This window comes from Salinibacterium sp. M195, assembly GCF_019443965.1.
Lineage (GTDB): Bacteria > Actinomycetota > Actinomycetes > Actinomycetales > Microbacteriaceae > Rhodoglobus.
The window spans coordinates 690,562-713,668 of sequence record NZ_CP040814.1 but is presented as its reverse complement, the minus strand read 5'-3'; the positions used below and the strand labels follow the sequence as shown (position 1 = coordinate 713,668).

Here is a 23,107-nt window from a genome sequence, read left to right as displayed (position 1 = left end):
TTGCATGCGCCGGTGCATCTAGTTCGGGGGTATAGCTGGGCCCGCCTTCGGGTGGTGTTGAGCGTACTAACTTTTTGTGTTGTGTGCAATTTTGGTGACACTTAGTCCAATAATGCACTAACATGACTCAGTACACTCGTACGCAACCCGACCTGATTGGTTCCGATGCCGAAACCCGCCACACCAGCACCGTCAAGCACGGCTGGCTCCGCCGGTGGCATCCTCACTCTCGTGCGCAGCGGGCGCGCCACTTCCCGCGCTGAGGTTGCTCGGGCCACTGGCCTCTCCCCCACAACCGTCGCCCTGCGCGTCGAGCTCCTCATCGACGCTGGCTACCTTCGCGAAGCCGGCAGCGGTGACTCCCACGGCGGTCGACGACCCCGCCAGCTCGAGGTAGACCCCAGTGGGGGCCTCATTGTCGGCGTCGACCTCGGCGCCCGCCACGCATCATTCGGGCTCTTCGACATGCGTGCTCAACTCGTCGCCGAACACCACGTCGACTTTGATATCGCTGAAGGTCCGGATGTCATCCTGCCGTGGGTTGCCGCCCAAGCGCAGAATCTCGCAACCCATCACGCTGAAGCCGGACAAAAGCTCATTGGGATCGGAATCGGGCTGCCAGGGCCCGTCAGGCACCCCACCGGTCTCCTCATTTCGCCGTCGCGCATGCCGGGCTGGGATGGGCTCGATGTTTCCGTCGAACTCAGCAAACTCACCGGAGTGCCCACCGTGGTCGACAACGACGCCAACCTCATGGCGCTCGGCGAGCACATCGTCCGCGGCGAAGACGTCGACGATTTTGTGTTCATCAAGGCGGGCTCCAGCATCGGTGGCGGCGTCATCGTTGGTGGTGAACTGCACCACGGACATCACGGAATGGCCGGCGACATCAGCCACGTCACCGTGCACGGTGCCCCAGCAACCCCTTGCTCGTGTGGCAGAAACGGATGCCTCGACGCCGTTGCCGGAGGCGCAGCGATCGTCGCGAATTTACAAGCAGCTTCTGTCGATGTCGCCGATACCCCTCAAGTGCTCGAACTCGCCAGAAACGGCCACCCCCTCGCTACGCAAATGCTGCGCGAAGCGGGCATCCGCACCGGCACTGTCTTGGCAACAGTCGTCAACTTCTCCAACCCTCAACGCATTGTGCTCGGCGGCACCCTGAGCGAAGCCGGCGCGTTCGTCGGCGGCGTGAAATCGGCGATCTACACCGAGTGCCTGCCGCTCGCCACCGACGGCCTCGAAATCGACGTCAGCCAAGCCAAGGAGCGCGGTGGCATCATCGGCGCAGCCCGCGTGGTGCTCGATCGAATCCTCGATGCCGACAGCGTCACCGTAAAGGTCACCTCATGAGCGGCGTGCTCGACAGCTTCAACCTCGACGGCCGCGTCGCCCTCGTCACCGGGGCAAACCGGGGAATCGGGCGCGCCCTCGCCCAAGCCCTCGGGGAAGCAGGCGCAACAGTCGCTGTTACCGCACGCGCCCAAAGCGACGCAGATGCCGCCGCCAACGCGCTGGAAGAACTCGGAATCCGCGCGCTCGGCATCGCCCTCGATGTCACCAGCGTTGAGTCAGTAGACATCGCCATCGAGCGCGTCACCGGCACGTTTGGTCGTCTCGATATTCTCATCAACAATGCCGGAATCAGCATCGGCGGTGCAGCGTTTGACACCCCAGACAGCGTCTGGCGCGATGTCATGGCCACCAACCTCGACGGCGTCTGGCACTGCAGCCGAGCAGCAGGCACATACATGGCCGCCCATGGCGGGGGCACCATCGTGAACGTCGGTTCCATGTCGGCCGAGATCGTGAACCAGCCACGCTGGCAAGCCTCCTATTTGGCATCGAAGGCCGGAGTTCATCAGCTCACCAAGGCGTTGGCGGCCGAGTGGGCGCCCCACGGCATCCGCGTTAATGCCATCGCGCCTGGCTATATTCTGACCGAAGCATCCCCCGTGGATCAGCCCGAGTATCAGGCCAGCTGCGTCGAACCTGCCGCCCTCAAGCGCTACGGACTGCCATCAGAGCTAGGCCCAGTGACCGTGCTGCTCGCGAGCGACGCCTCCAGCTTCATGACAGGCTCGATAGTCACGATCGACGGCGGCTACACCCTCTTTTAACGGCTCGCCCGTTCCCTTGTCACATCCACCACACGCCAGTTCTGAGGAGTTACCCATGGCCGAAGTCGTCATTGTTGAGAGCCGCGAGCACGCCGGTTCCCTTACCGCGAGCGCGATCCGTTCCCTCATCAGCAGTAAGCCGGATGCCGTGCTCGGTCTTGCCACCGGATCAACCCCCTTGCCCGTCTACGAAGCTCTCGCGCACTCATTTCGCGAAGAGCCGCTCGACATCTCCGCGGTGCGCGGCTTCGCCCTCGACGAGTATGTCGGGCTCCCGGCCGGCCACCCGGAAAGCTACCGCGCCGTGATCACTCGTGAAGTAGTCGAGCCTCTCGGCCTGAACCCCGAACTGGTGCGCCTGCCTGGCGATACGAGCGCCTCAATTGAAACTGCGGGTGGCGACTACGAGCGCGACATCATCGAAGCTGGCGGCATCGACCTTCAGATTCTCGGAATCGGAAGCACCGGCCACATTGGCTTCAACGAGCCCGGATCGTCATTTGCCTCAGCAACACGTATAAAGACGCTCACCGAGCGCACGCGTCAAGACAATGCGCGATTCTTTGACAGCATCGACGAGGTTCCGCGCCACTGCCTCACTCAGGGCCTCGGCACGATTCTGCGCGCCAGACACTTGGTGCTTCTCGCGTTTGGCGAAGGCAAAGCCAGCGCGATCGCGGCCGCAGTAGAAGGCCCCCTCACGGCAAGCCAGCCCGGTAGCGCTATCCAACTGCATCCCCACGTCACCGTAATCGTGGACGAGGCTGCCGCATCCCAATTGCAGAATGCCGACTACTACCGCTACACCTGGGCCAATCGGCCGGACTGGCAACGCATCTAGGGTTCGACAACCTCAGCGAAAAGTTGGCGCTAGCGCCCGCTCGAGTCCGGCTCGCTGCCAGAGGCGAGCTGCTCGTGGTGGTGAATCACTTCGGCGACCACAAAGTTGAACCACTTCTCGGCAAAGGCCGGGTCGAGGTGCGACTCTTCGGCTAGCAATTTGAGGCGGGCGATCTGGTCGCGCTCTCGGTTGGGGTCAGACGCGGGCAGACCTTTGGTGGCCTTAAGCCGACCTACTTGCTGCGTGTACTTGAACCGCTCGGCGAGCATGTGGATGAGCGCCGCATCAATGTTGTCGATGCTGCGGCGCGCGCCCAAAAGTTGCTCGCGCACTTCGGGGTCGACGTTGTCGTTGTGGGCCTGATCTGATGCTGCCATACAACGACTTTAGAGCGTTCGGAGGCTGCGCGTTTGCCATGCGACGCGCCTCTCGCCAGCGGAGGGTGTAAGACTAGATCGCATGAACGATCGCGCAGGCATGACGGCCCAGGCATCCGACCTCATTGATGTGAGCGAGTTGGTGGCGGCGTATTACGCGCTGGTTCCGGATGTCTCGATCGCTGAGCAACGCGTGGTCTTCGGCACGAGCGGCCATCGTGGCTCCTCACTCGATACGGCTTTCAATGAAGTGCACATCGCCGCCATCACGCAGGCGATTGTGGAATATCGGGCCGGGCAGGGCATCACAGGGCCCCTGTTTATCGGGCGTGACACCCACGGGCTCTCGCAGCCGGCGGAGACGACCGCGCTCGATGTACTTGCCGCTAACGGCGTGCTGGCATTGAAGGATGAGTTCGATGACTTCGTGCCCACCCCGGCTCTGAGCCACGCGATCATCGCCTACAACGCTGACGGTCATGATGATCTGACTGACGGCATCATCATCACGCCAAGCCACAACCCGCCCCGCGATGGCGGCTTCAAGTACAACCCGCCCCACGGCGGACCCGCCGACAGTGACGCCACCGGCTGGATCGCTGACCGGGCGAATGCGATCATCGCCGACGGCAATCAGGCCGTGAAGCGCACGGGCTCGGCCGATACTGCAGCAGCCGTGGGCGCTGCGAACACGGCAGCGGGCAGCTACGACTTCCGCGGGCGCTACGTTGACGACCTCGAGAACATCATCGACATCGACGCGATCCGCACGGCCGGCATCCGCATTGGTGCAGACCCGCTGGGAGGTGCGAGCGTCAACTATTGGAAGCTCATCGCCGAGAAATACGACCTCAACCTCACGGTCGTGAATCCCGACGTTGACCCGACGTGGGCGTTCATGACGCTCGACTGGGACGGCAAGATTCGCATGGATCCATCGTCAAAGTCGGCCATGGCATCCGTTGTCGCTCGCCGTGACGAGTTCGACATTCTCACCGGCAACGACGCCGACGCCGACCGCCACGGCATCGTCACCCCCGACGGCGGCCTCATGAACCCCAACCACTATTTGGCTGTCGCCATCCAGTATCTCTACACGCACCGCGAAGGCTGGAACCCGGATGCCGCTGTCGGCAAGACTCTCGTCTCCAGTTCCATGATCGACCGGGTTGCCGCCGCGATGGGACGCGACCTCATCGAGGTGCCCGTCGGCTTCAAATGGTTTGTTCCCGGACTCGTTGACGGCTCGGTCGCGTTCGGCGGCGAGGAGAGCGCTGGCGCGAGCTTCCTGCGCAAAGACGGCTCTGTCTGGACGACAGACAAAGACGGCATCCTGCTTGCCCTATTGGCCAGCGAAATTCTGGCGGTCACCGGCAAGACGCCATCCGTTCTCTACGCCGACCTTGTCGAGGAGTTCGGCGACCCCGCTTACGAACGCGTGGATGCCGCGGCCAGCAAAGAGCAGAAGGCCAAGCTGGGCAAGTTGAGCGGGGCTGCAATCGCGGCCACCGAACTCGCTGGTGACCCGATCACGGCGAAGCTCTCGGAGGCTCCGGGTAATGGCGCTGCGATCGGCGGGGTGAAGGTGACGACAGAGTTTGCGTGGTTCGCTGCCCGCCCCAGCGGCACGGAAGACGTCTACAAGATCTATGGCGAATCGTTCAAGGGTGCCGAGCACCTACGACTCGTGCAGGCAGAGGCCAAGGCGATCGTCGACGCAGCGCTGAACGGCTGATCCTCGAAGACACGACGCTACTCAATTGCACCGCAGCCACGCTGCGGCGCACCCGGCATCCGGCATCAGCAGGTTAGGGAATGCTCCAGAAGTGTCCGGTGGCGCCGGGGTGATCGACGCTGATGGTTTCGTCGAGGTCGCGGTAGTTGGTGTCGAGGTTGTGGCCGACCATCTTGATGACGATCTCGCCGTCAACGGTCTCCACTGAAGACACGACCTGGATGTGGTCAAGGTAGTCGTTGTCGTTCCAGTCGAAGACGACGAGGTCGCCAACCTTCACTTGGTCGCGCTGGTCGAAACTCAACGAGGTGGCCCCGAGGTCAGGGTTGTCGGTGAGCCAGTTCTCGAAGGTGGGAACGTAGCCCCAGGCACCGCTCCAGTCTGCAGCCGCGTCGTAGTTGAACCATTCTTCGGTCATCGTCCAGCCGCGCATGAGCAGCGACTGGCTCGCAAAGTTGGCGCAGTCTCCGCCGACCGAGTTGAGGTCGCCGTACTCATCGACGTTGTAGTCCTCCCAGTGCTTCAAGAGGTACTGCATCTGGTCATCGACCGGGGTGGACGCTTCGTAGGTGTAGTCGAGCGTGGCTTCGGCCAGCACGGGTTCAGCGTCGGCGACTACTTCGATGGCGACCGTCATGGGCTGAAAGTCGACGGCCGAAGGTACTGTCGCGGTGAGAGTTCCGCTGTCGGAAACGACAACGTCGGTGGCGGAGACTCCGCCAAAGGTAACGTCGGTGACTGCGTCGAGGGAAGCGCCGGTGATGGTGATCGATTCTCCGCCTACGAGAGTGCCGGTTGTGGCGCTGACGGCGTGGACTTCGGGGGTTGCGAATGCGACGGCAGAGGCATCCTCAGCACCAGTGGAGGCCGTTTCGGCGCCCGCGGCGGCCATGACAATGAACGCCGTGATGGCAGCGATAACGCCGAGGGCTGCTGCACCGACGCCGATGCGGCGCACAAGATAAGGGGAAGACACGGGTTAAGTTTCTCAGAACCCGCAGCGTAGCCCGCGCTGAAACAGCACTTGCCTATGGGATTCATAGGAAAGCTTTATCTGCGCCCGCGCTCTGCGGTCTCGGCCTTCGGAACTGCGCTCGGCGCTATTCGCTCTGCGCCGCGCGCGCCCGGCCACCGGGAATCTTGAGTCGACCCTGAGCCAAAAGCACGCCCAAGAGAACAACGGCTGCACCGACAGGTTCATGCCACGACATGGTTTCTTTCAAGACGACGATGCCGAGGATGACGCCGATCACGGGCGTGATGTACGTGACGGTAGAGGTGCGGGTCGGCCCCCATTCGGCGAGCACTCGGTAGTTCCACACGTAGGCCATGCCGGTGCCGAGCACCCCGACGGCGAGCAGGCTGGCGACGACGGGCAGCGTGAGGTTCACCGGGCCGAGGGCGACGAACGGTGTCAGCAGAAGGTAGATGACGGCAGCAATGCCGATGTTGAGGGTCGCGGAGGTGACGCCGGGAATTTTGTATGGCGCCACAAACTTGCGTTGGTAGCTCATTGCAGCGCCGTAGCAGACGGCCGCGCCGAGGCACGCAAGCTGCCCAAGCAGGCTGCCGCTGATGTCACCGGCTTGCCACGGCGAGATGATCACGAGCACGCCGAAGATGCCGAGGGTGACGCCCGCGATCTGCGAGCGCGTCAGCTTCTCAACCCGAAACACGAGGGTGGCAAAGATGGCCGTCATGATGGGCGTTGTCGCGTTGTAAATGCTTGCGAGGCCCGAGCTCACATACTGTTCTGCCCACGCGAACAGTAGATAGGGGAACACCGCGAAGAGGAACGCTAAGACGGTGAAGTGGGCCCACACGATCGGCTGCCGAGGGAGCTTACGACGGCTGACCGCAAACACGACGACCAGCGCGAGCGCGCCAAGAACAGCCCGACTCCAGGCGACCTGCCCGAAGCTCACGCCATCCAGAGCCACCTTCATGAAGAGAAAGCTTGAACCCCAGACGAGTCCGGCGCCGGCGAACCGCAACCAGGTTCCGAGTGGGGATGCGTGATCGTGCTTTTCAACCCGGCCAGCGGGAGCAGCGGGACGGCTCACGCGCGCGGCTCCTGCTTGGCAGCGTCACCGGAGGTCGCGCTGGGCGCCGCAACGCCGTCGAGCCGCCCAAGCAGCCCGGCCTTCACGCCCGGCCAGTCGGTGTCGATCACGGAGTACACAGCGGTGTCTCGCCACGAACCGTCGGCCCGCAGCAGGTGTTGGCGCTGGATACCCTCGAAGGTCGCACCGAGCTTGAGGATGGCAGCACGCGAACGCTCGTTGATGGCATCCGCTTGAAGGCGCACTCGGTTGTAGCCGCTGTCGAAGGCAAAGCCCAGCAGCAGCAGTTTCGTTTCGGGGTTCACGGCGGTGCCCCACACGGTGGGAGCGTAGGCGGTCCAGCCGATGTGGGCGTTGGCGTTGGCCTCGTCGAGATCACCCAGCGTGCTGACGCCCACGAGACGACCTGCGTCGGGGCCGGAGCTTAGGCGTATGGCGAACGGCATCCGGTCGGCGTAACCGAGGTAGCCGGCGCGCATCCACTCAATGAAGGATGCCTCGTCGGCGGGTAGCCCGGCGGGGCCTCCGCCATAGCCTCCCGCGAATACCGCGGGCACGCCTAGCGCTGGCCAGAGCGCAGCAAGGTGCGCTTCAGTTAGGGGTTCAAGGGATACGTGGGTTCCCTGAAGAATGCGGGGCTGCGGGCGCGTTACGGTCACTCACAAATACTCCCACCCTGCGGAGGCCCCACACGCGCGGATTTCGGACTTTCATCCACCGATTTCGGTCGTCCAGTCCAGCAATCCTCGATTGGCTACCGAGCCGCACACGAAACCGGGTGTCACTCAGGCGATGAGGTCTTCCCAAACGAAGTGTGTGGTCTCGCCCGTTTCCCAGTCTTGACGAAGAATCGCATAGGCGACTGATGCCAGCGGGTGTGCGCCGGTCACGGGCCAGCCTTCGCGGTAGTGAGCTTCCTTGATGAACCCTGAGCGAAGGAAAGCTTTGCGCATCGCAATGTTGTCTTCGCGGGTCTGCCCTTCGAACCGATTGACGTTGGGCCATCGTTGGAAGACCTCAGCGGTGAGGGCCTGCAGAATAGGCACGCCCAGTCCACGGCCCCGAGCTGCCGCGGATAACCGCAGGTCGAACAAGGGCGCGTCGTCGAGGAGGTCTTCGAGGACCACGAGGCCGATGCGCCCTTCGGATTCCGATTGCACCCAGAAGCTGGCGTGATCGGGGCCGCCAAATTCTCCCTCCGAGATCCTTCGCTCAATGTCAGTGCGGGACGGTCTCACGTTCACGTGAAACGGGAACTCGTTCGACAGCATGAACTGCATCAGTGCAGCGTGGTCGGCTGGCAGGTCGAGCGAGGTAAACGTGAAGCCCATGCTGCTGTCTCCTAGGTGATCGTGTGAGAGCGCGTTGATTAGTCAGCAATTTCTGGCGGATGGGGAAACCCCAAGGGCACTGGCTACCGAGGTTCGGAGGATTCGGCCGCGGATCTACCGCGCTCGCGCGGCTCCGATTGAGTCCGCCGGGCGCCAACAACGACCAGAATCACTCCGGTCAGGGCCAGGCTGATGTCCACGAGGAAGTAGATGAAGCCCTCTGTTCCGCCAGCACCAATTACCGAGAACGAGCTAAGCGTGCCTGCTAGCGCGAGAAAAACCGTCACCAGTCCCACAATCGTGACAGCGCCAAGACTCTTTACGGGCGTCAACGATCGCAGACCGACCGCGAGAGTGAAGGCCGCGAACCCGATTACGGCCACGAGCAGGAGCATCAGGGCGAGCGGATCGCCGATCATGCCTTCCCGACGCCAGAAAAGGGAGAGGAAGAGCAAGACCAGCATCGCGGCAGAACCATACTTTAGGAATCTGATGATTACTCCTCTCGTCGACGGTTTTTCGACCGTACCAGTCCACCTTGAACTGGCGCCACGTAGACGCCTGAGCGCACCCAACGTCGATACCATTGTCGTCGGGTGAACCACTCCGGTGCGTCGCGAGAAACTACGAATGCGAGTGCCTCAGCAATACAGGCGTTCGCAAGCTGAGATCGAAAAGGCAGATGGAGCAAAATGGCTGACTATTGGGGCATTCACAACGACACGCTCAACACAGAGCTAGTTGACGAGGGTTTCATCAGCGTCGGTTGGGATGAAACACCAGATTTGAACTCCGTTCCCGATGGACGTGAAGGCTTAAAAAGAGCTCTCGTCGAGGTGCTTCCCGACGCTAATTCGAGGTCTATCGCGGGCCAAGCAGGAGTGCTGTTCCGGTTTCGAGACGAAATGCGCGTCGGCGACGTAATCGTGGCCCCCTACAAACCGAACTCGACCGTTAACATCGGGGTGATCGCAAGCGATTACTATTACGCAGCTGCGGCACAGACTCACCGCCATCGCCGAAAGATCGAATGGAAGCAGGTCGGGCTTTCCCGGACCGTGTTTTCACAAGCAGCGCTTTACGAGATCGGTTCTGCGATCACAGTGTTTCGCGTTCGCAAGCACGCAAACGAATTTTTGGCGGCGTTGACTGCTGAGGACTCGACGCTTTCGGGCGTTGCCGAAGCAGTCGAAGTGGTCACTGACCTCAATGACGACGACGATTCGAGCGATGAGCCGCGAGCCTCACGCATCGAGCGCCACACGCGCGACTTCGTCCTCGAAGCTCTCCATCGTGACATGAGCCACCGAGACTTCGAAGAGTTCACGGCTGCATTGATGCGTGTGTTGGGATACCAAGCGCGCGTGACCCAGTACTCGAACGATGGGGGTATCGACGTCATCGCCCATAGAGATCCGCTAGGCGTAGAGCCACCGCAGATCAAGGTGCAGTGCAAGCACCTCACCGGCACGATAGGCGCGCCCGAGGTTCAGCAACTCGCGGGAACCCAAGGTCAAGGCGAAATGTCACTGTTCGTTACTCTTGGGTCATATACGAGGGACGCTCTCGCAATTGAACGGCAGCGTCCCGGACTCCGCCTTCTCACCGGCGAAGATGTAGTGACTTTGGTTCTTGAAAACTACGCAAAGTTACCGGAACGGTGGCGCAGCTTGATTCCGCTCACGCCCGTACTGGTCGTAGCTGACGGCGCGTAAGCCAAACTGAACGCACAAGCGGCACGCCCCGGATCTTTCCGGTGCGTGCCGCTTGAGTGCGAACTGGGTGTCGAGGCTTTAGTCGACGAGGTCGTGACGAACGATGATTTCGTCGCGGCCGGGGCCAACGCCGATTGCCGACATGCGGGCGCCGCTCATCTTTTCGATGGCGAGCACGTAGTCTTTCGCGTTCGTGGGCAGGTCGTCGAAGTCACGAGCGCCGGTGATGTCTTCATCCCAGCCGGGGAACTCTTCGTAGATCGGCACAGCGTGGTGGAAGTCGGTCTGCGAGACCGGCATCTCATCGAAACGCACACCATCAACGTCGTAGGCGACGCAGACGGGGATGGTCTTGAGGCCAGTGAGCACGTCGAGCTTGGTGAGCACGAAGTCGGTGACGCCGTTGACGCGCGCAGTGTAGCGGGCGATGGGAGCGTCGTACCAACCACAGCGGCGCGGACGCCCAGTGGTGGTTCCGAACTCGAAACCGTTGGAACGCAAGAACTCACCAGACTCGTCGTGCAGTTCGGTCGGGAACGGGCCAGCACCAACACGCGTTGTGTAGGCCTTGACGATTCCAATGATGCGCTCGAGGCGGTTGGGGGCAACGCCCGAACCGGTAGCCGCGCCACCGGAAGTGGAGTTGGATGACGTGACGAACGGGTACGTACCGTGGTCGACATCCAGCATCGTGGCCTGGCCACCCTCGAAGAGCACAACTTCGCCATTGTCGAGGGCCTGGTTCAGCAGCAGCCCGGTGTCGGCGACCATGGGGCGCAGACGGTCGGCGTAGCTGAGCAGCTCGGTGACGATCTCTTCAACCTCGATCGCGCGACGGTTGTAGACCTTCACGAGCAGGTGGTTCTTCTGGTCAAGAGCGCCCTCAACCTTTTGACGAAGAATGTTCTCGTCAAAGAGGTCTTGAACTCGGATGCCGACGCGGTTGATCTTGTCGGCATACGCCGGACCAATTCCGCGACCGGTCGTACCGATCTGGCGCTTGCCGAGGAAGCGTTCCGTCACCTTGTCGAGGGTGCGGTGGTAGTTGGTGATGATGTGCGCGTTGGCGCTGATCAGCAGCTTGGAGACGTCGACGCCACGGGCGATCAGAGCATCCAGTTCTTCAAAGAGAACTTCGACGTCGATAACGACACCGTTGGAGATGATCGGGGTGACACCTTCAGTGAGGATGCCCGACGGCAGAAGGTGAAGAGCGTACTTTTCATCACCGATCACGACCGTGTGACCGGCGTTGTTGCCACCGTTGAACTTGACGACATAGTCGATGCGGCTACCGAGGAGGTCGGTTGCTTTTCCCTTGCCCTCGTCGCCCCATTGGGCGCCGATGATGACGATTGCTGGCATGGTGGATCCCTTCGAAGAAGTGGGGGGATTACACCTCAGTCTACCCGAGAGCAGTCTTTCGCCGATCGCTGACGATTTCTTGCGTCACGCGCGTTGCTGAGCACTCCGTGAGAATTGTGAACCAACGTCACCAGCGTCGGTGGTTCGTGTCAGCATTAAGCATGTTCCGGATGCCGCTGAGACACGTTTCCCCCACCGAATCGCCCCGCGCCCTGTGCGCGATCGTCCCCCCGTTCTTGTTATCCCGAATAGCGACACTCGACGATCCCCGGTTTGAGCGCGCAGCGCAGGCGGCGCGGCGCTCCCTTACAGACATTGCTCATGAGCATCTCAATCACGGGCGAGGCCAGCACTCCTTGCCTCCCCGTTCGATGCTGCCTGAGGAGCCGAGCGCACGCGGCACTGTCGTGCGCGCTATCTACGACGCCCAGGAGGGCGAGAGTTTGCCGGGTGTTTTGGTGCGCGCCGAGGGCGAGCCCGAGACGGGTGACATGTCGGTGACGGAAGCCTACGAGGGCTTAGGGCACACGTTCGCGATTTTCTGGGAGGTGTTCGAGCGAGACTCGATTGATGATCGCTCTGCCCCTCTCGAAGCCACTGTGCATTTCGGCAGCCTCTACGACAACGCGTTCTGGGACGGCACGCGCATGGTGTTCGGCGATGGAGACGGCGAGATCTTCGACGGCTTCACTCGCTCCCTCAGCGTGATCGGCCACGAACTCGCACACGGGGTTACCGAATACACCGTAGGTCTCATCTATCAGGGCCAGAGCGGTGCCCTCAACGAACATGTCTCCGATGTCTTCGGCACCCTCGTGGAGCAATACGCGCTGGGTCAGAACGCGGCAGAAGCATCCTGGCTAGTCGGCGAAGGCATCTTCACCGATGAAGTCGAAGGCAACGCGCTGCGCTCACTGAAAGCGCCAGGCACTGCCTACGACGACGACGTGCTCGGCAAAGACCCCCAGCCTGCTCATCTGGACGACTACATCGTTACGCAAGACGACAACGGCGGCGTGCACCTCAACTCGGGCATCCCCAACCGCGCCTTCTGGAGCGTTGCCGACACGCTCGGCGGGTTTGCGTGGGAGCGAGCCGGCCACATTTGGTACGACACCCTCACCAACAAGTCCCTTACGCCGCGCAGTAGCTTCTCGGAATTCGCCGCAGCAACCGTGGCATCAGCCACCGCCCGCTTTGGCCCCGATTCCCCCGAACGCGACGCTGTCATCGCCGGCTGGGAGCTGGTCGGAATCACCACCATCGAATAATTCGGCCCCACCAGATAGCATGCACGTGTGAAGGTACAGGTGTGGCGCAGCGGTGGCCTCCTCGGTCGACGCGTCGAATGGGATGTCGTCATCGACGAACAACCCGACCCCGATCAGTGGTACTTGCTCATCGCGGAGTTACCGTGGCACGAGCACATCATCACGATTCCCGTGCCCGACCGGTACACCTACGAAATCCGGTGTGACCCGCACGAAGTGGTCATCCCCGAACAAGAACTCGTTGGCCCCTGGCGTGAACTCGTCGATCGTGTGCGCGAAGCCAACAAACGCCCGCGACCAAGTGAAAGCCCAGAACAAGCCGGGCCCGCCGAGCCGGTCGATGCTGAAGAGCCGGTCGAAGCCGAAAGACCAGCCGACCCCAAAGACTGTTCTACCGCAGCGGATTAAAGGCGTCGAGCAGGGGGTGCTTCTCGCCACCGGTGATCGAGTCGGCGAGCATCCGCCCCGTGAGCGGACCGAGGGCGATTCCCCACATGCCGTGACCGCCAGCAACGTGCACTCGTGGTGAGCGCGTGCCGCCAACGAGCGGCAGCCCATCAGCGGTGCAGGGGCGCGAGCCGACCCATTCTTCTTCGCGTGCTTCCCAGTCGACCCCGTCGAACATCGGGCTCGCCGCGTTGATGATGGTCTGGATGCGGCGGGGGTCGGCAGGCGCGTCGGCGCGACGGAACTCCATCATGCCTCCCACGCGCAACCGATCACCGAGAGGGGTGCACGCAACACGCTGTGCAGCCAAGTAGATGGGGTGAGTCGGGATCACGGGTGGCTTCACGCTGAAGCTGTAACCACGACCGGCCTGTACAACCTGCTTCACTCCGAATTGACGCGCGAGTCCGGCAAGCCATGTTCCGGTCGCGATAACGACCTGGTCGCCGCGCACAGCATCCTGACCGTCAACGTCAACCGCGATGCCATCAGCGCCAAGATCGCGAACGCCAGTGACGTTAGCGCCTTCGATGATGCGAGCACCACGGGCGCGAACGGATGCCGCCAGCACGTCCATAAAAGCGGGTGGGTTAATGAAGCGCTGGCCGTCAATGCGCAACCCGTGGGTCACGTTGCCCGAGATGCTTGGCTCAATTTCGCGCAGCTCGTCGCCCGTAATTTTCGAGTAGCTGACATGGCCGCCGCGCGCAGCAACCTCATCGAATTCGTGCACGATGGTGTGCTGATCACGTTCGCTGACGAATGCCGCGAGAAACGGGTTGGCTTCGGTGAGCGCAGCGGAGACGCCGCCGTCCTCCATGCGATCGAATGACTCAAGACCCCCCTTGTTGATTTCAGCAAAGGTCGTCATGTTCTTGCGCCAGGCGCCCGGAAGCGAATGGCGGGCGAAGCTAGTGAGAAAGCGCAGCAGGGTGGCATTCGCGGCGAGCGGGACATAAACCGGTGATGCGGGGCTGACGACAGCTTTGAGTCCGAAGCGAAAAATCGAGGGATCCGGCAGCGGAAGCGTCAGAGCCGGGGCGACCCAGCCGGCATTGCCCCACGATGATCCGGCGGCAACGCCTGTGCGGTCGAGAACCGTCACCTCAACGCCGCGTTCTTGAAGGAACCACGCGGTGCAGAGCCCCACCATTCCGGCGCCGATAATTATGACTCGGTTAGAGGATTGAGTCGTCACTGAGCGATCACCACGTCGTAACCATAGTCGCTGAGGGCTTTCCGCTGGGCTGCGGTGGCGCCAGCGTCGGTAATCACCGTAGTGAAGAGATCTCGTGGTCCGATCGCGGCGAATGATCGTTGGTCGAGTTTCGACGAGTCGGCGACGAGTACCGGATGCTCGGCTCGGCTTGCCATCAGCGCGTTAATGGCAGCTTCTCGTTCGTCTTGCGATGTGGGCCCGAACTGCGCGGACAGTCCGTTCACGCCAACGAAAGCGAAATCTAAAGTGATTCCGCGCATGACTGCTTCGGCATAGTTGCCGACCATTTCGTAGGTTCGAGTATTCAAAACACCACCGGTGACTACGGTTTTGATCTGAGGGCGAACGGCAAGTTGGACGGCGATGTTGACGGCGTTGGTGATCACCGTCAGGTTGGGGACTGTCGAGGCTTCCATGATGTCGCTGCGCGACATGAGCGCATCCGCGATCGCCGTAGCGGTGGTGCCGCCACAGAGTCCGACGACGGCGCCTTTGGGGACCATCTCGCTGGCAACGCGAGCGATCGCCGCTTTCGCATCCTTGTTGTGCAAATTGCGGTAGCGAATGGGAAGGTCATAGGCCACCGACTGTGCGACCGCGCCACCTCGGGTGCGGCTCAGAAGTTGTTGCGATGCCAGCGCATCCAAGTCTCGTCGTGCTGTTGCTGGTGATACCTCGAGCGTGTTCACTATCCGCTCGACATCGATTCTTCCGTCTTCCGCGAGCAGCGAGAGAATCGCGTCAAAGCGGTCGGCGCGAGACTGATCGGCCACCATCTATTTGCCTGTCCTCTCAAACAACTCAAGTAAACGCTGCGCCTCTGCGGAAAGCGCTTTTCGCCCCGCAGCAATGTAGCGACGTGAATCAACGACCTCCGGGTTCCCGGCAAGATAGCGACGAATTTCTCCGGTGAACACGGCGTTGAGGTGAGTTGAGACGTTGATTTTTGTTAACCCTGCACGAATCCCCAATACTAACTGTTCGTCGCTCACGCCCGAGGAACCGTGCAGAACGAGCGGCACACGCACTGCTGCGTTCACGCTCGCGATGAGCTCGAGGTCGATTGCGGCGACCCTTTCGGTCATCGCATGGGATGACCCGACCGCAATAGCGAGCGACCCCACCCCTGTCTCTCGAACGAATTCCGCAGCTTCGGCCGGATCAGTTCGCACTCCGGGGTCGTGCGGCTTATTCTTGCCACCGACTTCGCCGAGTTCTGCTTCAACGAGGGTGTCAGTGCCGTGGGCATACTCGACGACCCGACGGGTTGTTTCGACGTTCTGGGCGTAGGAGTGAGCCGATCCGTCGTACATCACCGAACCGAATCCACTATCGATGGCACGAAATGCAAGGTTCGGGTCTTCGGCGTGGTCCAGGTGCACAGCCACCTTTGCCGTTGACTCTTCTGCGATGGCAAGCATCGCGCGAGCAATGGGCGAGAAGTTGCCGTGATAGGCCACACAGTTCTGTGAGATCTGAAGGATCACCGGCAGTTCGCTAGATTCTGCGGCCTCGACGATCGCTTCTGCAGTCTCGAGGTGGATGACGTTGAACGCGCCAAGCCCTCGCTGCCGTGCGACGGCCGCATCGAGAAGTTCCCGTGTCGAAGTGATGGTCATCGGTTCTCCTTGTGCGTCATCGATACGATGACGTCTTCTTCGAGTTCGACACGACGAGGCGAGAGTTCGCCAGCCACAGGCATGAGCACAGCGGAGGCCGACCACGCAGTGGCACGGCGAGCAAGCGCAACTCGGGCAGCAATCTGCTCCGGATGATCGAGTAGGGGATTTTCGGACCACGCCTGCGCCAGGGCAGCGACAACAGCGTCGCCAGCACCCGTCGCGTTTCCGTGGATCGGCTCCGGGAGCCGCGCGTTAATATCGTCCGCACGGGAGGCGGAAATGACAATGGTGAGGCCCTCTTCGCCCAGCGACACCACAACGAGTCGAGCGCCCAAGGCAATCAACGATCGCGCGCCATCGAGTGGATCAGAGAAGCCCGTTGCCTCCGCGAGTTCTTCGCGGTTGGGTTTGAGCGCATGGGCTCCCGCTTGTGCCGCAGCAATGAGCCCCTCTCCTCCCGTATCCACGATGACCAGGCATCCTTCGGCTTTTCGGCTGGCTATCAATCGCGACAACCGGTGAGGTGTGTAGCCAGCGGGCAAGCTGCCGCTAAAAACGACGACGTCGCCGGAAGAACTGAATCGCGCTATCGACGTTTCGAATTGTTCAGATTCATGACCAGTGAGCGGTTGACCCACCTCATTGAGCACGCTTGCTTGCCCGGTTTCGCGGTCTACTATCGCAATGCTGCGACGAGTTTCAGCGGCTACGGGAACGATCTTGTGAGGAACGCCACTTGTGCGCAACTCCGCCAAGAACTCGTCGCCGGTCGCGCCACCCGCCGTAGCGATTGCCAGCACCGGGACGTTGACACTGTTGAGAACTCGCGCCACGTTGAGTCCTTTACCTCCGGCACGAGCGGACCCTGTTGGCGCACGATGGCTCGCCCCCGGGGTGAACCGATCGACAGTCCAGGTGAGATCAAGTGCCGGGTTGGGAGTAACGGTGATAATCACAGGCAACCTCCGTCGCTCTCGCGCAGCGGCGTCGCGTCGGCGAGCTCTCGAGCGGCAAGCGCGGTTCCGAAGAGGCCGCCATCGTCGCCCAGAGTGGCGTGAAGCACTTGTGGCCTGCGGTGAAAGCTCAGGCGGCTATCCATTCGCGCCTCAACTGCAGAGAGATAGCGCGGGCCCGCCTGAGAGAGCCCACCCCCGATTACGATCGCTTGCGGTGCCAACATCGCGGCGATGCGCGCAAGCTCATCGCCCAGGGCATTGACTCCGTTGTCCCACACCAACCGTGCCGCAGGATCCCCACCTTCGGCAGCGACAAAAACTTCCTTCGCCCCGCTCACCGCTACTCCGGTTGCGGCAGCGTAACGCCGCGCGATTGCGCCAGCGGAAGCGATAGTTTCGAGGCATCCGATTGCCCCACACGGGCAGCGCTCGCCCTGAGCGTCACTGAGGGAGTGCCCAAACTCGCCAGCAAATCCGTCGCTCGCGTAGGGTTTGCCGGTCACGATAATTGCCCCGGCGATTCCGGTGCCGATAGCGAGCACCACTACGCTCTGAAAACCGCGCGCAGCGCCGAGCTTGAGTTCCGCCTGGCCTGCTGCGCGAACATCGTGGCAAAAAGCTACGGGTAGCCCGATTGCCTCGGACGCGAGGTCGCGGATGGGCGCATCGCGCCATCCCAGATTGGACGCAAACACTCCGATTCCTGCGGCTTCGTTGACGAGCCCAGGCACCCCAACTCCGGCGCCGCGGGGGTGAACATCCGGAAACTCTGCACACAGTTCTCTTGCGAGCACGCCGAGGGAATCAGCAACCGCCCGGGCGGGATCTTCTCCCGTCGCGGTGGGAGTCCTTTTCAGGCCCAACACGCGCCCGGAATGATCGATGAGGGCAGATTTGGTGTCAGTGCCGCCGACGTCGAAAGCGAGGACCGGCGTCCCTGCTCCGAGGGGCATAGGGACCTTCCGGAGCGATTCGTTCATTGGGAATCGAGAACGACGGACCTCGTGAGGTTTCTCGGCTCGTCGGGGTTGAGACCTCGCGCCAACGCTCGTTCTAGGGAGACCCGCTGGGCGCGAACGAGTTCTGCCATCGGTTCCAGGGTTCCCAGCTCTAGGTGAGCCCCAGTAGCCGCGATCTGCCTGTCGAGGCCGCTCGGTGCTTGGCCGAAGGTCCAGACAACTCGACCGGGTGCGGCAATGGAAATTGGTCCGTGGCGGTATTCCATCGCGGAGTACGACTCGGTCCACGACTGTGAGGCTTCGCGCATTTTGAGCGCTGCCTCATGTGCGAGCCCGACAGTCCATCCGCTTCCTAAGAAACTGTACTGTTCTGCGTCGACTAGTTCTGGAGCAAGTTCTTCGGCCAAAGCTCGCTCGGCATCCGCAATTGCTGGAGTGAGGTCATGACCGAGAGATGCCCGGAAAAGCGCGAGAGCTGTTGTCGCAAAACGTGTCTGCACGACGGAGCGCTCATCGGCGAACGACAGCGAGACGAGCGAGTCGACAGAATTGACCAGAGGAGATTGTTCGTCTCCGACGACGCCAATGGTGTGCACTTTCGACGAGAGTCCGTCGAGCAGTTCGAGAACTTCGGTGGTGGTGCCGGAGCGAGTCAACGCGACGACGGCGTCATACCCCCGGTCGACAAAAGCTTCTGAGGCCGCAAAGGCATCCGTCTCGCCGTGCCCGCCTGCTTCGCGCAGAGTTGCGTAGGCCTGCGCCATAAACCAGGAGGTTCCGCATCCCACGACCGCGACCCGCTGACCGGCACTGGGCAGCAAGGCCTGTGCATCACGCAGCTCTTGTGCGCGCGCCCAGGTCTCTGGCTGCGAGGCCAGTTCGATCCCCATATTGCTGGGGTGGCCAGCGGAAAGTTGACTCATGATTAGCTCCAAATTGCGAAAAAGGCTGTCGTCGATCGACAAATGCGACTATTTCAATGATTGCAGATGATTGCAAGGGGTGTCTATCAATCATTTCCTTCACGCTACAGATTCCCGCGGCTTATCCATGCATTTGACGAGTTCTTTAGCCAAAAATCACCGATACCTCTTGACGAACCACTTTTATGCGCATAGATTCCTTGCGTCGAGTGAACTAATTTGATTGGTTCACCGATGTAACACTCAGCAATCACCATCGGGCTTCGCTCGCAGTGTTGTTGCCATACACGCAAAGTCGCGCGAGGCTGTTCAGCGCGATGATGCGCCATTCACTAAGTGAGGAAGCATCAATGAACAAGTCTTCGCGCATAGCTTCAGCAATTGCTGTTGCGGCCACTGCCAGCTTGACGCTGGCAGCGTGTGGTTTCGGAACCGGGGGCGGCGACGCATCCGGTGCTACAACAATCGACCTTCTCGTCCCCAGCTACTCCGACAGCACCCAGGGCCTGTGGGAAGACGTCATTGACGGCTTCGAGGCAGCAAACCCTGAGATCAAGGTCAACCTCGAAGTTCAGTCGTGGGACAACCTCGAGAGCGTCGTCGCCACCAAAATTCAAGGTGGAGAAGCTCCAGACATTTACAACGGTGGCCCTTCTGCTGGCTTCGCCGCCGATGATCTCCTCTACGACGTAGAAGAAGTTACGTCGCCGGACACGTTTGGCGACTTCCAGACGTCATTCATCAAGAATGAGCAGATTGACGGCACAACGTTCGCGTTGCCCTTCATCGCATCGGCTCGTGCCCTCTTCGTGAACAACGATCTACTCGCACAGGCCGGGGTTTCTGCCCCGACGAACTGGGACGAACTCCTCGATGCAGCCACGAAGGTTTCCGCGCTTGGAGGCGGAGTCGCAGGCTACGGCATGCCACTCGGATCCGAAGAAGCTCAAGCAGAAGCCGCAATTTGGCTCTGGGGCGCCGGCGGAACGTTCGGTGACGATGCTGAACTGACGATCGACACCCCAGCAAACACCGCTGGTGCCGAGCAGATCAAGAAGATGATTGACGCCGGAGCCACTCAGGCAGATGCCGGATCAACAAACCGTTCGCCGCTCATGGACATCTTCGTTCAGGGCAAGATTGGCATGCAGGTTGGCCTTCCCCCCACAGTTGGTCAAATCGCCGAAGGCAACCCCGATCTTGACTACTCCATCGTTCCGATCCCCACAAAGGATGGAAGCGGCCTGACACTCGGTGTCGCTGACCGCCTGATGGCGTTCAAGAACGATGGCGCCAAGACCGAAGCAATCACGGCCTTCTTCGACTACTTCTACACCGCTGACGTTTACGTTCCGTGGGTTCAGGCCGAAGGCTTCCTGCCGACGACCAAGTCGGGCGCAGAGCGGCTCAACGGCGAAGAGTCGCTCCAGCCGTTCCTTGAGGTGCTTCCGGATGCCAAGTTCTACCCCAGCAACAACCCCCAGTGGTCGGCTGCTGACGGCGCATTCAAGGCACTCTTCGGCCAGCTCCAGAACAAGCCAGCAGCAGAGGTGCTTGCAGAGATCCAGGCTCAAGTAGACGCTGGCTAGGCTCGCTGTTCCATAGCAAATCAACTAAGAGATCGGTGTGACCGAATCATGAGCACAACAACTGATAGGCCACCGATAGGTGGGGGTGCGGCGAAGAAGAGCCGCACCCCCACCTACTCTCCTAGTAGCTCAGGCACGAGCCGCACAAGTTGGAGAGATACCGTCGCCGCGCTTCCGTGGATCGGGCCGGCGCTCATCCTCATTTTTGGAGTGGTGCTCTTCCCTGCGGTCGTGATGTTCTACAACTCGACACGAGACATCTCCATCTCGGGAATCGACAAGGGCTCGGTAGGTTTCGACAACTACATTGAAGTCTTCACGTTCCCCTACTTCTGGCCCATCTTCTTCCGCACGATCGTGTGGGTAGTCTCGGTCGTCGCATCCAGTGTGGTCATTTCGCTCGGGCTCGCCCAGCTGCTCAACAAGGCATTCCCCGGCCGACGAATCGTTCGACTCGCCGTGATCATCCCCTGGGCTGCATCCGTCGTAATGACGACAATGGTTGTCTATTACGGGCTTGAACCCTATTTCGGCATCGTCAACAAGTTCCTTGTCGATGTCGGCCTCGTCGCCAACGCTGAAGGGTTCGGCTGGACCAGAAACCCAGAAACCGCCTTCGCTTGGTCGATCGTGATAGCGGTGTTCGTATCGCTGCCCTTCACGACGTACACAATTCTGGCGGGACTGCAGACCGTTCCCCGCGACGTGCTCGAGGCAGCCAAAATGGATGGCGCCGGCCCGGCCCGCACTTACTTTGGAGTCGTGCTCCCGCAACTTCGCGGCGCCCTTGCCGTTGCAGTGCTCATCAACATCATCAACGTCTTCAACTCATTGCCGATCCTGAAGGTGATGACAGGGTCGATCCCCGGATACGACGCCGACACGATCATGACGATGATCTTCAAGTACATCCAGAACCAGCACAAAGTGGATGTCGCCAGCGCGCTCTCTGTCGTCGCGTTCCTGATCGTGATCGTGATCGTCGCAATCTACATCCGCGTCGTCAAACCAACGAAGGAAATCTAAGGATGTCTGCAACGTCAACGCCAGCGCCTCCGCGTATTCGCAAACGTCGCTACACCGAGGACCAGATCCCGCTCCGCCAGGTGATCCTTCGGATGTCCGCCGGGCTAGCGGTACTCATCGTCTTCATCTTGCCGTATTCGATAATGTTCTTCGGATCAGTGAAAACGAAGTCCCAGATCCGGTCGGTTGAGCCAACCTATTTCCCCACAGAATGGCACTGGGAAAACTACATCACGATGTGGTCAACCCCCGAAACACCGGTGGGCCAGAACCTCGTCTCGACAATCATCATCTCGGTGTTTGCAACGCTCATTGTGCTGTTGGTGGCAATGCCCGCTGCGTACTACACCGCACGGTTCAAGTTTCCCGGCCGCATGGTTTTCCTGTTTCTTGTCATCGTCACCCAAATGCTGCAACCTGCCGTGCTCACCTCTGGCCTGTTCCGACAGTTCGTCGCGCTTGGCTTGATCGACACCTGGGCGGCCATGATCCTGATTAACGCCGCCTTCAATCTCTCCTTCGCGACGTGGATTATGCACTCGTTCTTCGCGGGGATTCCCAAGGAAGTCGACGAGGCAGCCCAGCTAGACGGAGCTGGCCGATTGACGGTGCTTTTCAAGATCAACCTGCCACTGGTCTGGCCCGGCATTGTCACCGCCATCGTCTTCACCTTTGTCGCCTGCTGGAACGAGTTCGCAGCATCACTCGTCATCCTCTCGACAGCGGGTAACCAGCCGCTCTCGGTTGCGCTGACCAAGTTCGTCGGCCAGTACGAGACGTCGTGGCACTATGTCTTCGGTGTCTCCATCGTGGCCATCGTCCCGGTAGTGATTCTCTTCATGCTCATTGAGAAGCGCCTCATCGGCGGACTTACCGCGGGCAGCGTCAAATAGCGGAGACGATTAACTTGAGAAGCTGACGTGCTGGGTAATCCAGTTGTGCATCGCTACGGCAGCCGCGGCTGAAGCGTTGATGGATCGGGTGGAACCGAACTGGCTGATCTCCACGACATCCGTCGCTGCTTCGATGGCTTCGGGCGACAAGCCCGGACCCTCTTGGCCAAACAGCAGAACGCAGCGTTTGGGCATATCGAAAGTCTCGATGATGACGCTGCCTGGCACGTTATCGATCGCAATGATCGGCAGGTCGTTGGCCTCGGTCCATTCGACGAAGGCCGCGACATCCGGATGATGCAGCACGTGCTGGTAGCGGTCGGTGACCATGGCGCCGCGTTTGTTCCAGCGCCGACGCCCAATGATGTGCACGGTATCGGCACCGAACGCGTTGGCGCTGCGCACGATGGAACCGATGTTCATGTCGTGCTGCCAGTTCTCGATGGCAACGTGGAATGGATGCCGCGTCACATCGAGATCGGCAACGATCGCTTCCATGTTCCAGTAGCGATACCGGTCGATAACGTTGCGGGTATCGCCGCGTTCGAGCAGCACGGGATCGTAGTGGGGATCGGTGGGCAATTCGCCCCGCCACGGCCCCACCCCGTGGGTCGACAGCTCGACGCTGGGGTTCGGTTCAGTCACCGTTCCACGA

Annotated in this window: 24 protein-coding genes; 10 read left to right on the top strand and 14 right to left on the bottom strand. The window is 61.0% G+C overall.

Annotated elements, in window-relative coordinates; genetic code table 11:
• The first annotated feature begins 165 nt into the window (after positions 1 to 165).
• The 3 genes from FFT87_RS03400 to FFT87_RS03390 are packed head-to-tail and all read left to right on the top strand — an operon-like array spanning position 166 to position 2,961.
• Entirely contained in the window at positions 166 to 1,353 is a 1,188-nt protein-coding gene (locus FFT87_RS03400; RefSeq protein WP_219949966.1) for an ROK family transcriptional regulator, read from the top strand.
• A complete protein-coding gene (locus FFT87_RS03395; protein ID WP_219949965.1) occupies positions 1,350 to 2,120 on the top strand; it encodes an SDR family NAD(P)-dependent oxidoreductase in 771 nt (256 codons plus the stop codon). Before FFT87_RS03400 ends, FFT87_RS03395 begins: the two co-directional genes overlap by 4 nt.
• Before the next feature lie 55 nt (positions 2,121 to 2,175).
• Positions 2,176 to 2,961: a glucosamine-6-phosphate deaminase gene (locus FFT87_RS03390; RefSeq protein ID WP_219949964.1), complete on the top strand. Its 786-nt coding sequence runs from the start codon at positions 2,176 to 2,178 to the stop codon at positions 2,959 to 2,961.
• 29 nt (positions 2,962 to 2,990) lie between these two features.
• Here FFT87_RS03390 and FFT87_RS03385 read toward each other — a convergent pair whose 3' ends face one another.
• A complete protein-coding gene (locus tag FFT87_RS03385; RefSeq protein ID WP_219949963.1) occupies positions 2,991 to 3,338 on the bottom strand; it encodes a chorismate mutase in 348 nt (115 codons plus the stop codon).
• A gap of 82 nt (positions 3,339 to 3,420) precedes the next feature.
• On the opposite strand from FFT87_RS03385, the gene pgm reads away from it, so the two are divergent.
• Positions 3,421 to 5,073 carry a phosphoglucomutase (alpha-D-glucose-1,6-bisphosphate-dependent) gene (gene pgm / locus FFT87_RS03380; RefSeq protein WP_219949962.1) on the top strand — a complete coding sequence of 551 codons (1,653 nt, stop codon included), beginning with the start codon at positions 3,421 to 3,423 and terminating at the stop codon, positions 5,071 to 5,073.
• Positions 5,074 to 5,146: 73 nt separating this feature from the next.
• Here pgm and FFT87_RS03375 read toward each other — a convergent pair whose 3' ends face one another.
• The 5 genes from FFT87_RS03375 to FFT87_RS03355 form a co-directional block, all read right to left on the bottom strand.
• Positions 5,147 to 6,049, bottom strand: coding sequence for an amidase domain-containing protein (locus FFT87_RS03375; protein WP_219949961.1), 903 nt, complete (start codon positions 6,047 to 6,049; stop codon positions 5,147 to 5,149).
• A 124-nt stretch (positions 6,050 to 6,173) separates the two neighbouring features.
• Positions 6,174 to 7,136 carry a DMT family transporter gene (locus FFT87_RS03370; protein WP_219949960.1) on the bottom strand — a complete coding sequence of 321 codons (963 nt, stop codon included), beginning with the start codon at positions 7,134 to 7,136 and terminating at the stop codon, positions 6,174 to 6,176.
• Positions 7,133 to 7,795 carry a GNAT family N-acetyltransferase gene (locus tag FFT87_RS03365; protein WP_219949959.1) on the bottom strand — a complete coding sequence of 221 codons (663 nt, stop codon included), beginning with the start codon at positions 7,793 to 7,795 and terminating at the stop codon, positions 7,133 to 7,135. The genes FFT87_RS03370 and FFT87_RS03365 overlap by 4 nt, the downstream gene beginning before the upstream one ends.
• Positions 7,796 to 7,921: 126 nt before the next feature.
• A complete protein-coding gene (locus FFT87_RS03360; RefSeq protein ID WP_219949958.1) occupies positions 7,922 to 8,467 on the bottom strand; it encodes a GNAT family N-acetyltransferase in 546 nt (181 codons plus the stop codon).
• 83 nt (positions 8,468 to 8,550) lie between these two features.
• Entirely contained in the window at positions 8,551 to 8,931 is a 381-nt protein-coding gene (locus tag FFT87_RS03355) for a hypothetical protein (protein WP_219949957.1), read from the bottom strand.
• Between the two features lie 228 nt (positions 8,932 to 9,159).
• On the opposite strand from FFT87_RS03355, the gene FFT87_RS03350 reads away from it, so the two are divergent.
• The gene (locus tag FFT87_RS03350; protein WP_219949956.1) at positions 9,160 to 10,182 is read left to right on the top strand and encodes a restriction endonuclease; all 1,023 of its coding nucleotides are present in this window, start codon (positions 9,160 to 9,162) and stop codon (positions 10,180 to 10,182) included.
• A 78-nt stretch (positions 10,183 to 10,260) separates the two neighbouring features.
• Here FFT87_RS03350 and FFT87_RS03345 read toward each other — a convergent pair whose 3' ends face one another.
• Positions 10,261 to 11,547 (bottom strand): adenylosuccinate synthase, encoded by a 1,287-nt coding sequence (locus tag FFT87_RS03345; protein WP_219949955.1) that lies wholly within the window; start codon positions 11,545 to 11,547, stop codon positions 10,261 to 10,263.
• Between the two features lie 170 nt (positions 11,548 to 11,717).
• Here FFT87_RS03345 and FFT87_RS03340 point away from each other — a divergent pair, with 170 nt between their 5' ends.
• Positions 11,718 to 12,818, top strand: coding sequence for a M4 family metallopeptidase (locus FFT87_RS03340; RefSeq protein ID WP_219949954.1), 1,101 nt, complete (start codon positions 11,718 to 11,720; stop codon positions 12,816 to 12,818).
• 27 nt (positions 12,819 to 12,845) lie between these two features.
• Complete coding sequence (locus FFT87_RS03335; protein WP_219949953.1) at positions 12,846 to 13,226, top strand: protealysin inhibitor emfourin; 381 nt, start codon at positions 12,846 to 12,848, stop codon at positions 13,224 to 13,226.
• Here the strand turns inward: FFT87_RS03335 and FFT87_RS03330 are convergent.
• From FFT87_RS03330 to FFT87_RS03305, 6 genes are read right to left on the bottom strand one after another with little or no spacing between them, the layout of a single operon-like run.
• Positions 13,210 to 14,463 (bottom strand): FAD-binding oxidoreductase, encoded by a 1,254-nt coding sequence (locus FFT87_RS03330; protein ID WP_219949952.1) that lies wholly within the window; start codon positions 14,461 to 14,463, stop codon positions 13,210 to 13,212. The two genes, FFT87_RS03335 and FFT87_RS03330, sit on opposite strands and share 17 nt — an antisense overlap.
• On the bottom strand, positions 14,460 to 15,260 hold the full coding sequence (locus FFT87_RS03325; protein ID WP_219949951.1) for a DeoR/GlpR family DNA-binding transcription regulator: 801 nt from the start codon (positions 15,258 to 15,260) through the stop codon (positions 14,460 to 14,462). Before FFT87_RS03325 ends, FFT87_RS03330 begins: the two co-directional genes overlap by 4 nt.
• Positions 15,261 to 16,103 (bottom strand): class II fructose-bisphosphate aldolase, encoded by an 843-nt coding sequence (locus FFT87_RS03320; protein ID WP_219949950.1) that lies wholly within the window; start codon positions 16,101 to 16,103, stop codon positions 15,261 to 15,263. It abuts the gene before it with no gap.
• Positions 16,100 to 17,062 carry a 1-phosphofructokinase family hexose kinase gene (locus tag FFT87_RS03315; RefSeq protein WP_219949949.1) on the bottom strand — a complete coding sequence of 321 codons (963 nt, stop codon included), beginning with the start codon at positions 17,060 to 17,062 and terminating at the stop codon, positions 16,100 to 16,102. Before FFT87_RS03315 ends, FFT87_RS03320 begins: the two co-directional genes overlap by 4 nt.
• Positions 17,059 to 18,015 (bottom strand): ROK family protein, encoded by a 957-nt coding sequence (locus tag FFT87_RS03310; RefSeq protein ID WP_219949948.1) that lies wholly within the window; start codon positions 18,013 to 18,015, stop codon positions 17,059 to 17,061. Before FFT87_RS03310 ends, FFT87_RS03315 begins: the two co-directional genes overlap by 4 nt.
• Before the next feature lie 23 nt (positions 18,016 to 18,038).
• On the bottom strand, positions 18,039 to 18,944 hold the full coding sequence (locus tag FFT87_RS03305) for an SIS domain-containing protein (protein ID WP_219949946.1): 906 nt from the start codon (positions 18,942 to 18,944) through the stop codon (positions 18,039 to 18,041).
• 350 nt (positions 18,945 to 19,294) lie between these two features.
• On the opposite strand from FFT87_RS03305, the gene FFT87_RS03300 reads away from it, so the two are divergent.
• Genes FFT87_RS03300 through FFT87_RS03290 form a run of 3 tightly spaced genes read left to right on the top strand, consistent with a single transcriptional unit; the run spans position 19,295 to position 22,452 of the window.
• The gene (locus FFT87_RS03300) at positions 19,295 to 20,533 is read left to right on the top strand and encodes an extracellular solute-binding protein (RefSeq protein WP_219949945.1); all 1,239 of its coding nucleotides are present in this window, start codon (positions 19,295 to 19,297) and stop codon (positions 20,531 to 20,533) included.
• 48 nt (positions 20,534 to 20,581) lie between these two features.
• Positions 20,582 to 21,559, top strand: a complete 978-nt coding sequence (locus FFT87_RS03295; protein ID WP_219949944.1) for a carbohydrate ABC transporter permease — start codon at positions 20,582 to 20,584, stop codon at positions 21,557 to 21,559.
• A 2-nt stretch (positions 21,560 to 21,561) separates the two neighbouring features.
• Positions 21,562 to 22,452: a carbohydrate ABC transporter permease gene (locus tag FFT87_RS03290; protein WP_219949943.1), complete on the top strand. Its 891-nt coding sequence runs from the start codon at positions 21,562 to 21,564 to the stop codon at positions 22,450 to 22,452.
• A gap of 9 nt (positions 22,453 to 22,461) precedes the next feature.
• Here the strand turns inward: FFT87_RS03290 and FFT87_RS03285 are convergent, their stop codons facing one another.
• The gene (locus tag FFT87_RS03285) at positions 22,462 to 23,097 is read right to left on the bottom strand and encodes a TrmH family RNA methyltransferase (protein WP_219949942.1); all 636 of its coding nucleotides are present in this window, start codon (positions 23,095 to 23,097) and stop codon (positions 22,462 to 22,464) included.
• Positions 23,098 to 23,107 lie beyond the last annotated feature (10 nt).

What these genes read in the sequence shown, in the direction of transcription:
- pgm (WP_219949962.1), top strand. Translation starts at nt 3,421, where the DNA reads ATGAACGATCGCGCAGGCATGACGGCCCAGGCATCCGACCTCATTGAT.
- FFT87_RS03345 (WP_219949955.1), bottom strand. Translation starts at nt 11,547, where the DNA reads ATGCCAGCAATCGTCATCATCGGCGCCCAATGGGGCGACGAGGGCAAG.
- FFT87_RS03290 (WP_219949943.1), top strand. Translation starts at nt 21,562, where the DNA reads ATGTCTGCAACGTCAACGCCAGCGCCTCCGCGTATTCGCAAACGTCGC.
- FFT87_RS03320 (WP_219949950.1), bottom strand. Translation starts at nt 16,103, where the DNA reads ATGACCATCACTTCGACACGGGAACTTCTCGATGCGGCCGTCGCACGG.
- FFT87_RS03385 (WP_219949963.1), bottom strand. Translation starts at nt 3,338, where the DNA reads ATGGCAGCATCAGATCAGGCCCACAACGACAACGTCGACCCCGAAGTG.
- FFT87_RS03325 (WP_219949951.1), bottom strand. Translation starts at nt 15,260, where the DNA reads ATGGTGGCCGATCAGTCTCGCGCCGACCGCTTTGACGCGATTCTCTCG.
- FFT87_RS03395 (WP_219949965.1), top strand. Translation starts at nt 1,350, where the DNA reads ATGAGCGGCGTGCTCGACAGCTTCAACCTCGACGGCCGCGTCGCCCTC.
- FFT87_RS03305 (WP_219949946.1), bottom strand. Translation starts at nt 18,944, where the DNA reads ATGAGTCAACTTTCCGCTGGCCACCCCAGCAATATGGGGATCGAACTG.
- FFT87_RS03295 (WP_219949944.1), top strand. Translation starts at nt 20,582, where the DNA reads ATGAGCACAACAACTGATAGGCCACCGATAGGTGGGGGTGCGGCGAAG.
- FFT87_RS03355 (WP_219949957.1), bottom strand. Translation starts at nt 8,931, where the DNA reads ATGCTGGTCTTGCTCTTCCTCTCCCTTTTCTGGCGTCGGGAAGGCATG.
- FFT87_RS03360 (WP_219949958.1), bottom strand. Translation starts at nt 8,467, where the DNA reads ATGGGCTTCACGTTTACCTCGCTCGACCTGCCAGCCGACCACGCTGCA.
- FFT87_RS03310 (WP_219949948.1), bottom strand. Translation starts at nt 18,015, where the DNA reads ATGCCCCTCGGAGCAGGGACGCCGGTCCTCGCTTTCGACGTCGGCGGC.
- FFT87_RS03400 (WP_219949966.1), top strand. Translation starts at nt 166, where the DNA reads ATGCCGAAACCCGCCACACCAGCACCGTCAAGCACGGCTGGCTCCGCC.
- FFT87_RS03350 (WP_219949956.1), top strand. Translation starts at nt 9,160, where the DNA reads ATGGCTGACTATTGGGGCATTCACAACGACACGCTCAACACAGAGCTA.
- FFT87_RS03390 (WP_219949964.1), top strand. Translation starts at nt 2,176, where the DNA reads ATGGCCGAAGTCGTCATTGTTGAGAGCCGCGAGCACGCCGGTTCCCTT.
- FFT87_RS03340 (WP_219949954.1), top strand. Translation starts at nt 11,718, where the DNA reads ATGCCGCTGAGACACGTTTCCCCCACCGAATCGCCCCGCGCCCTGTGC.
- FFT87_RS03300 (WP_219949945.1), top strand. Translation starts at nt 19,295, where the DNA reads ATGAACAAGTCTTCGCGCATAGCTTCAGCAATTGCTGTTGCGGCCACT.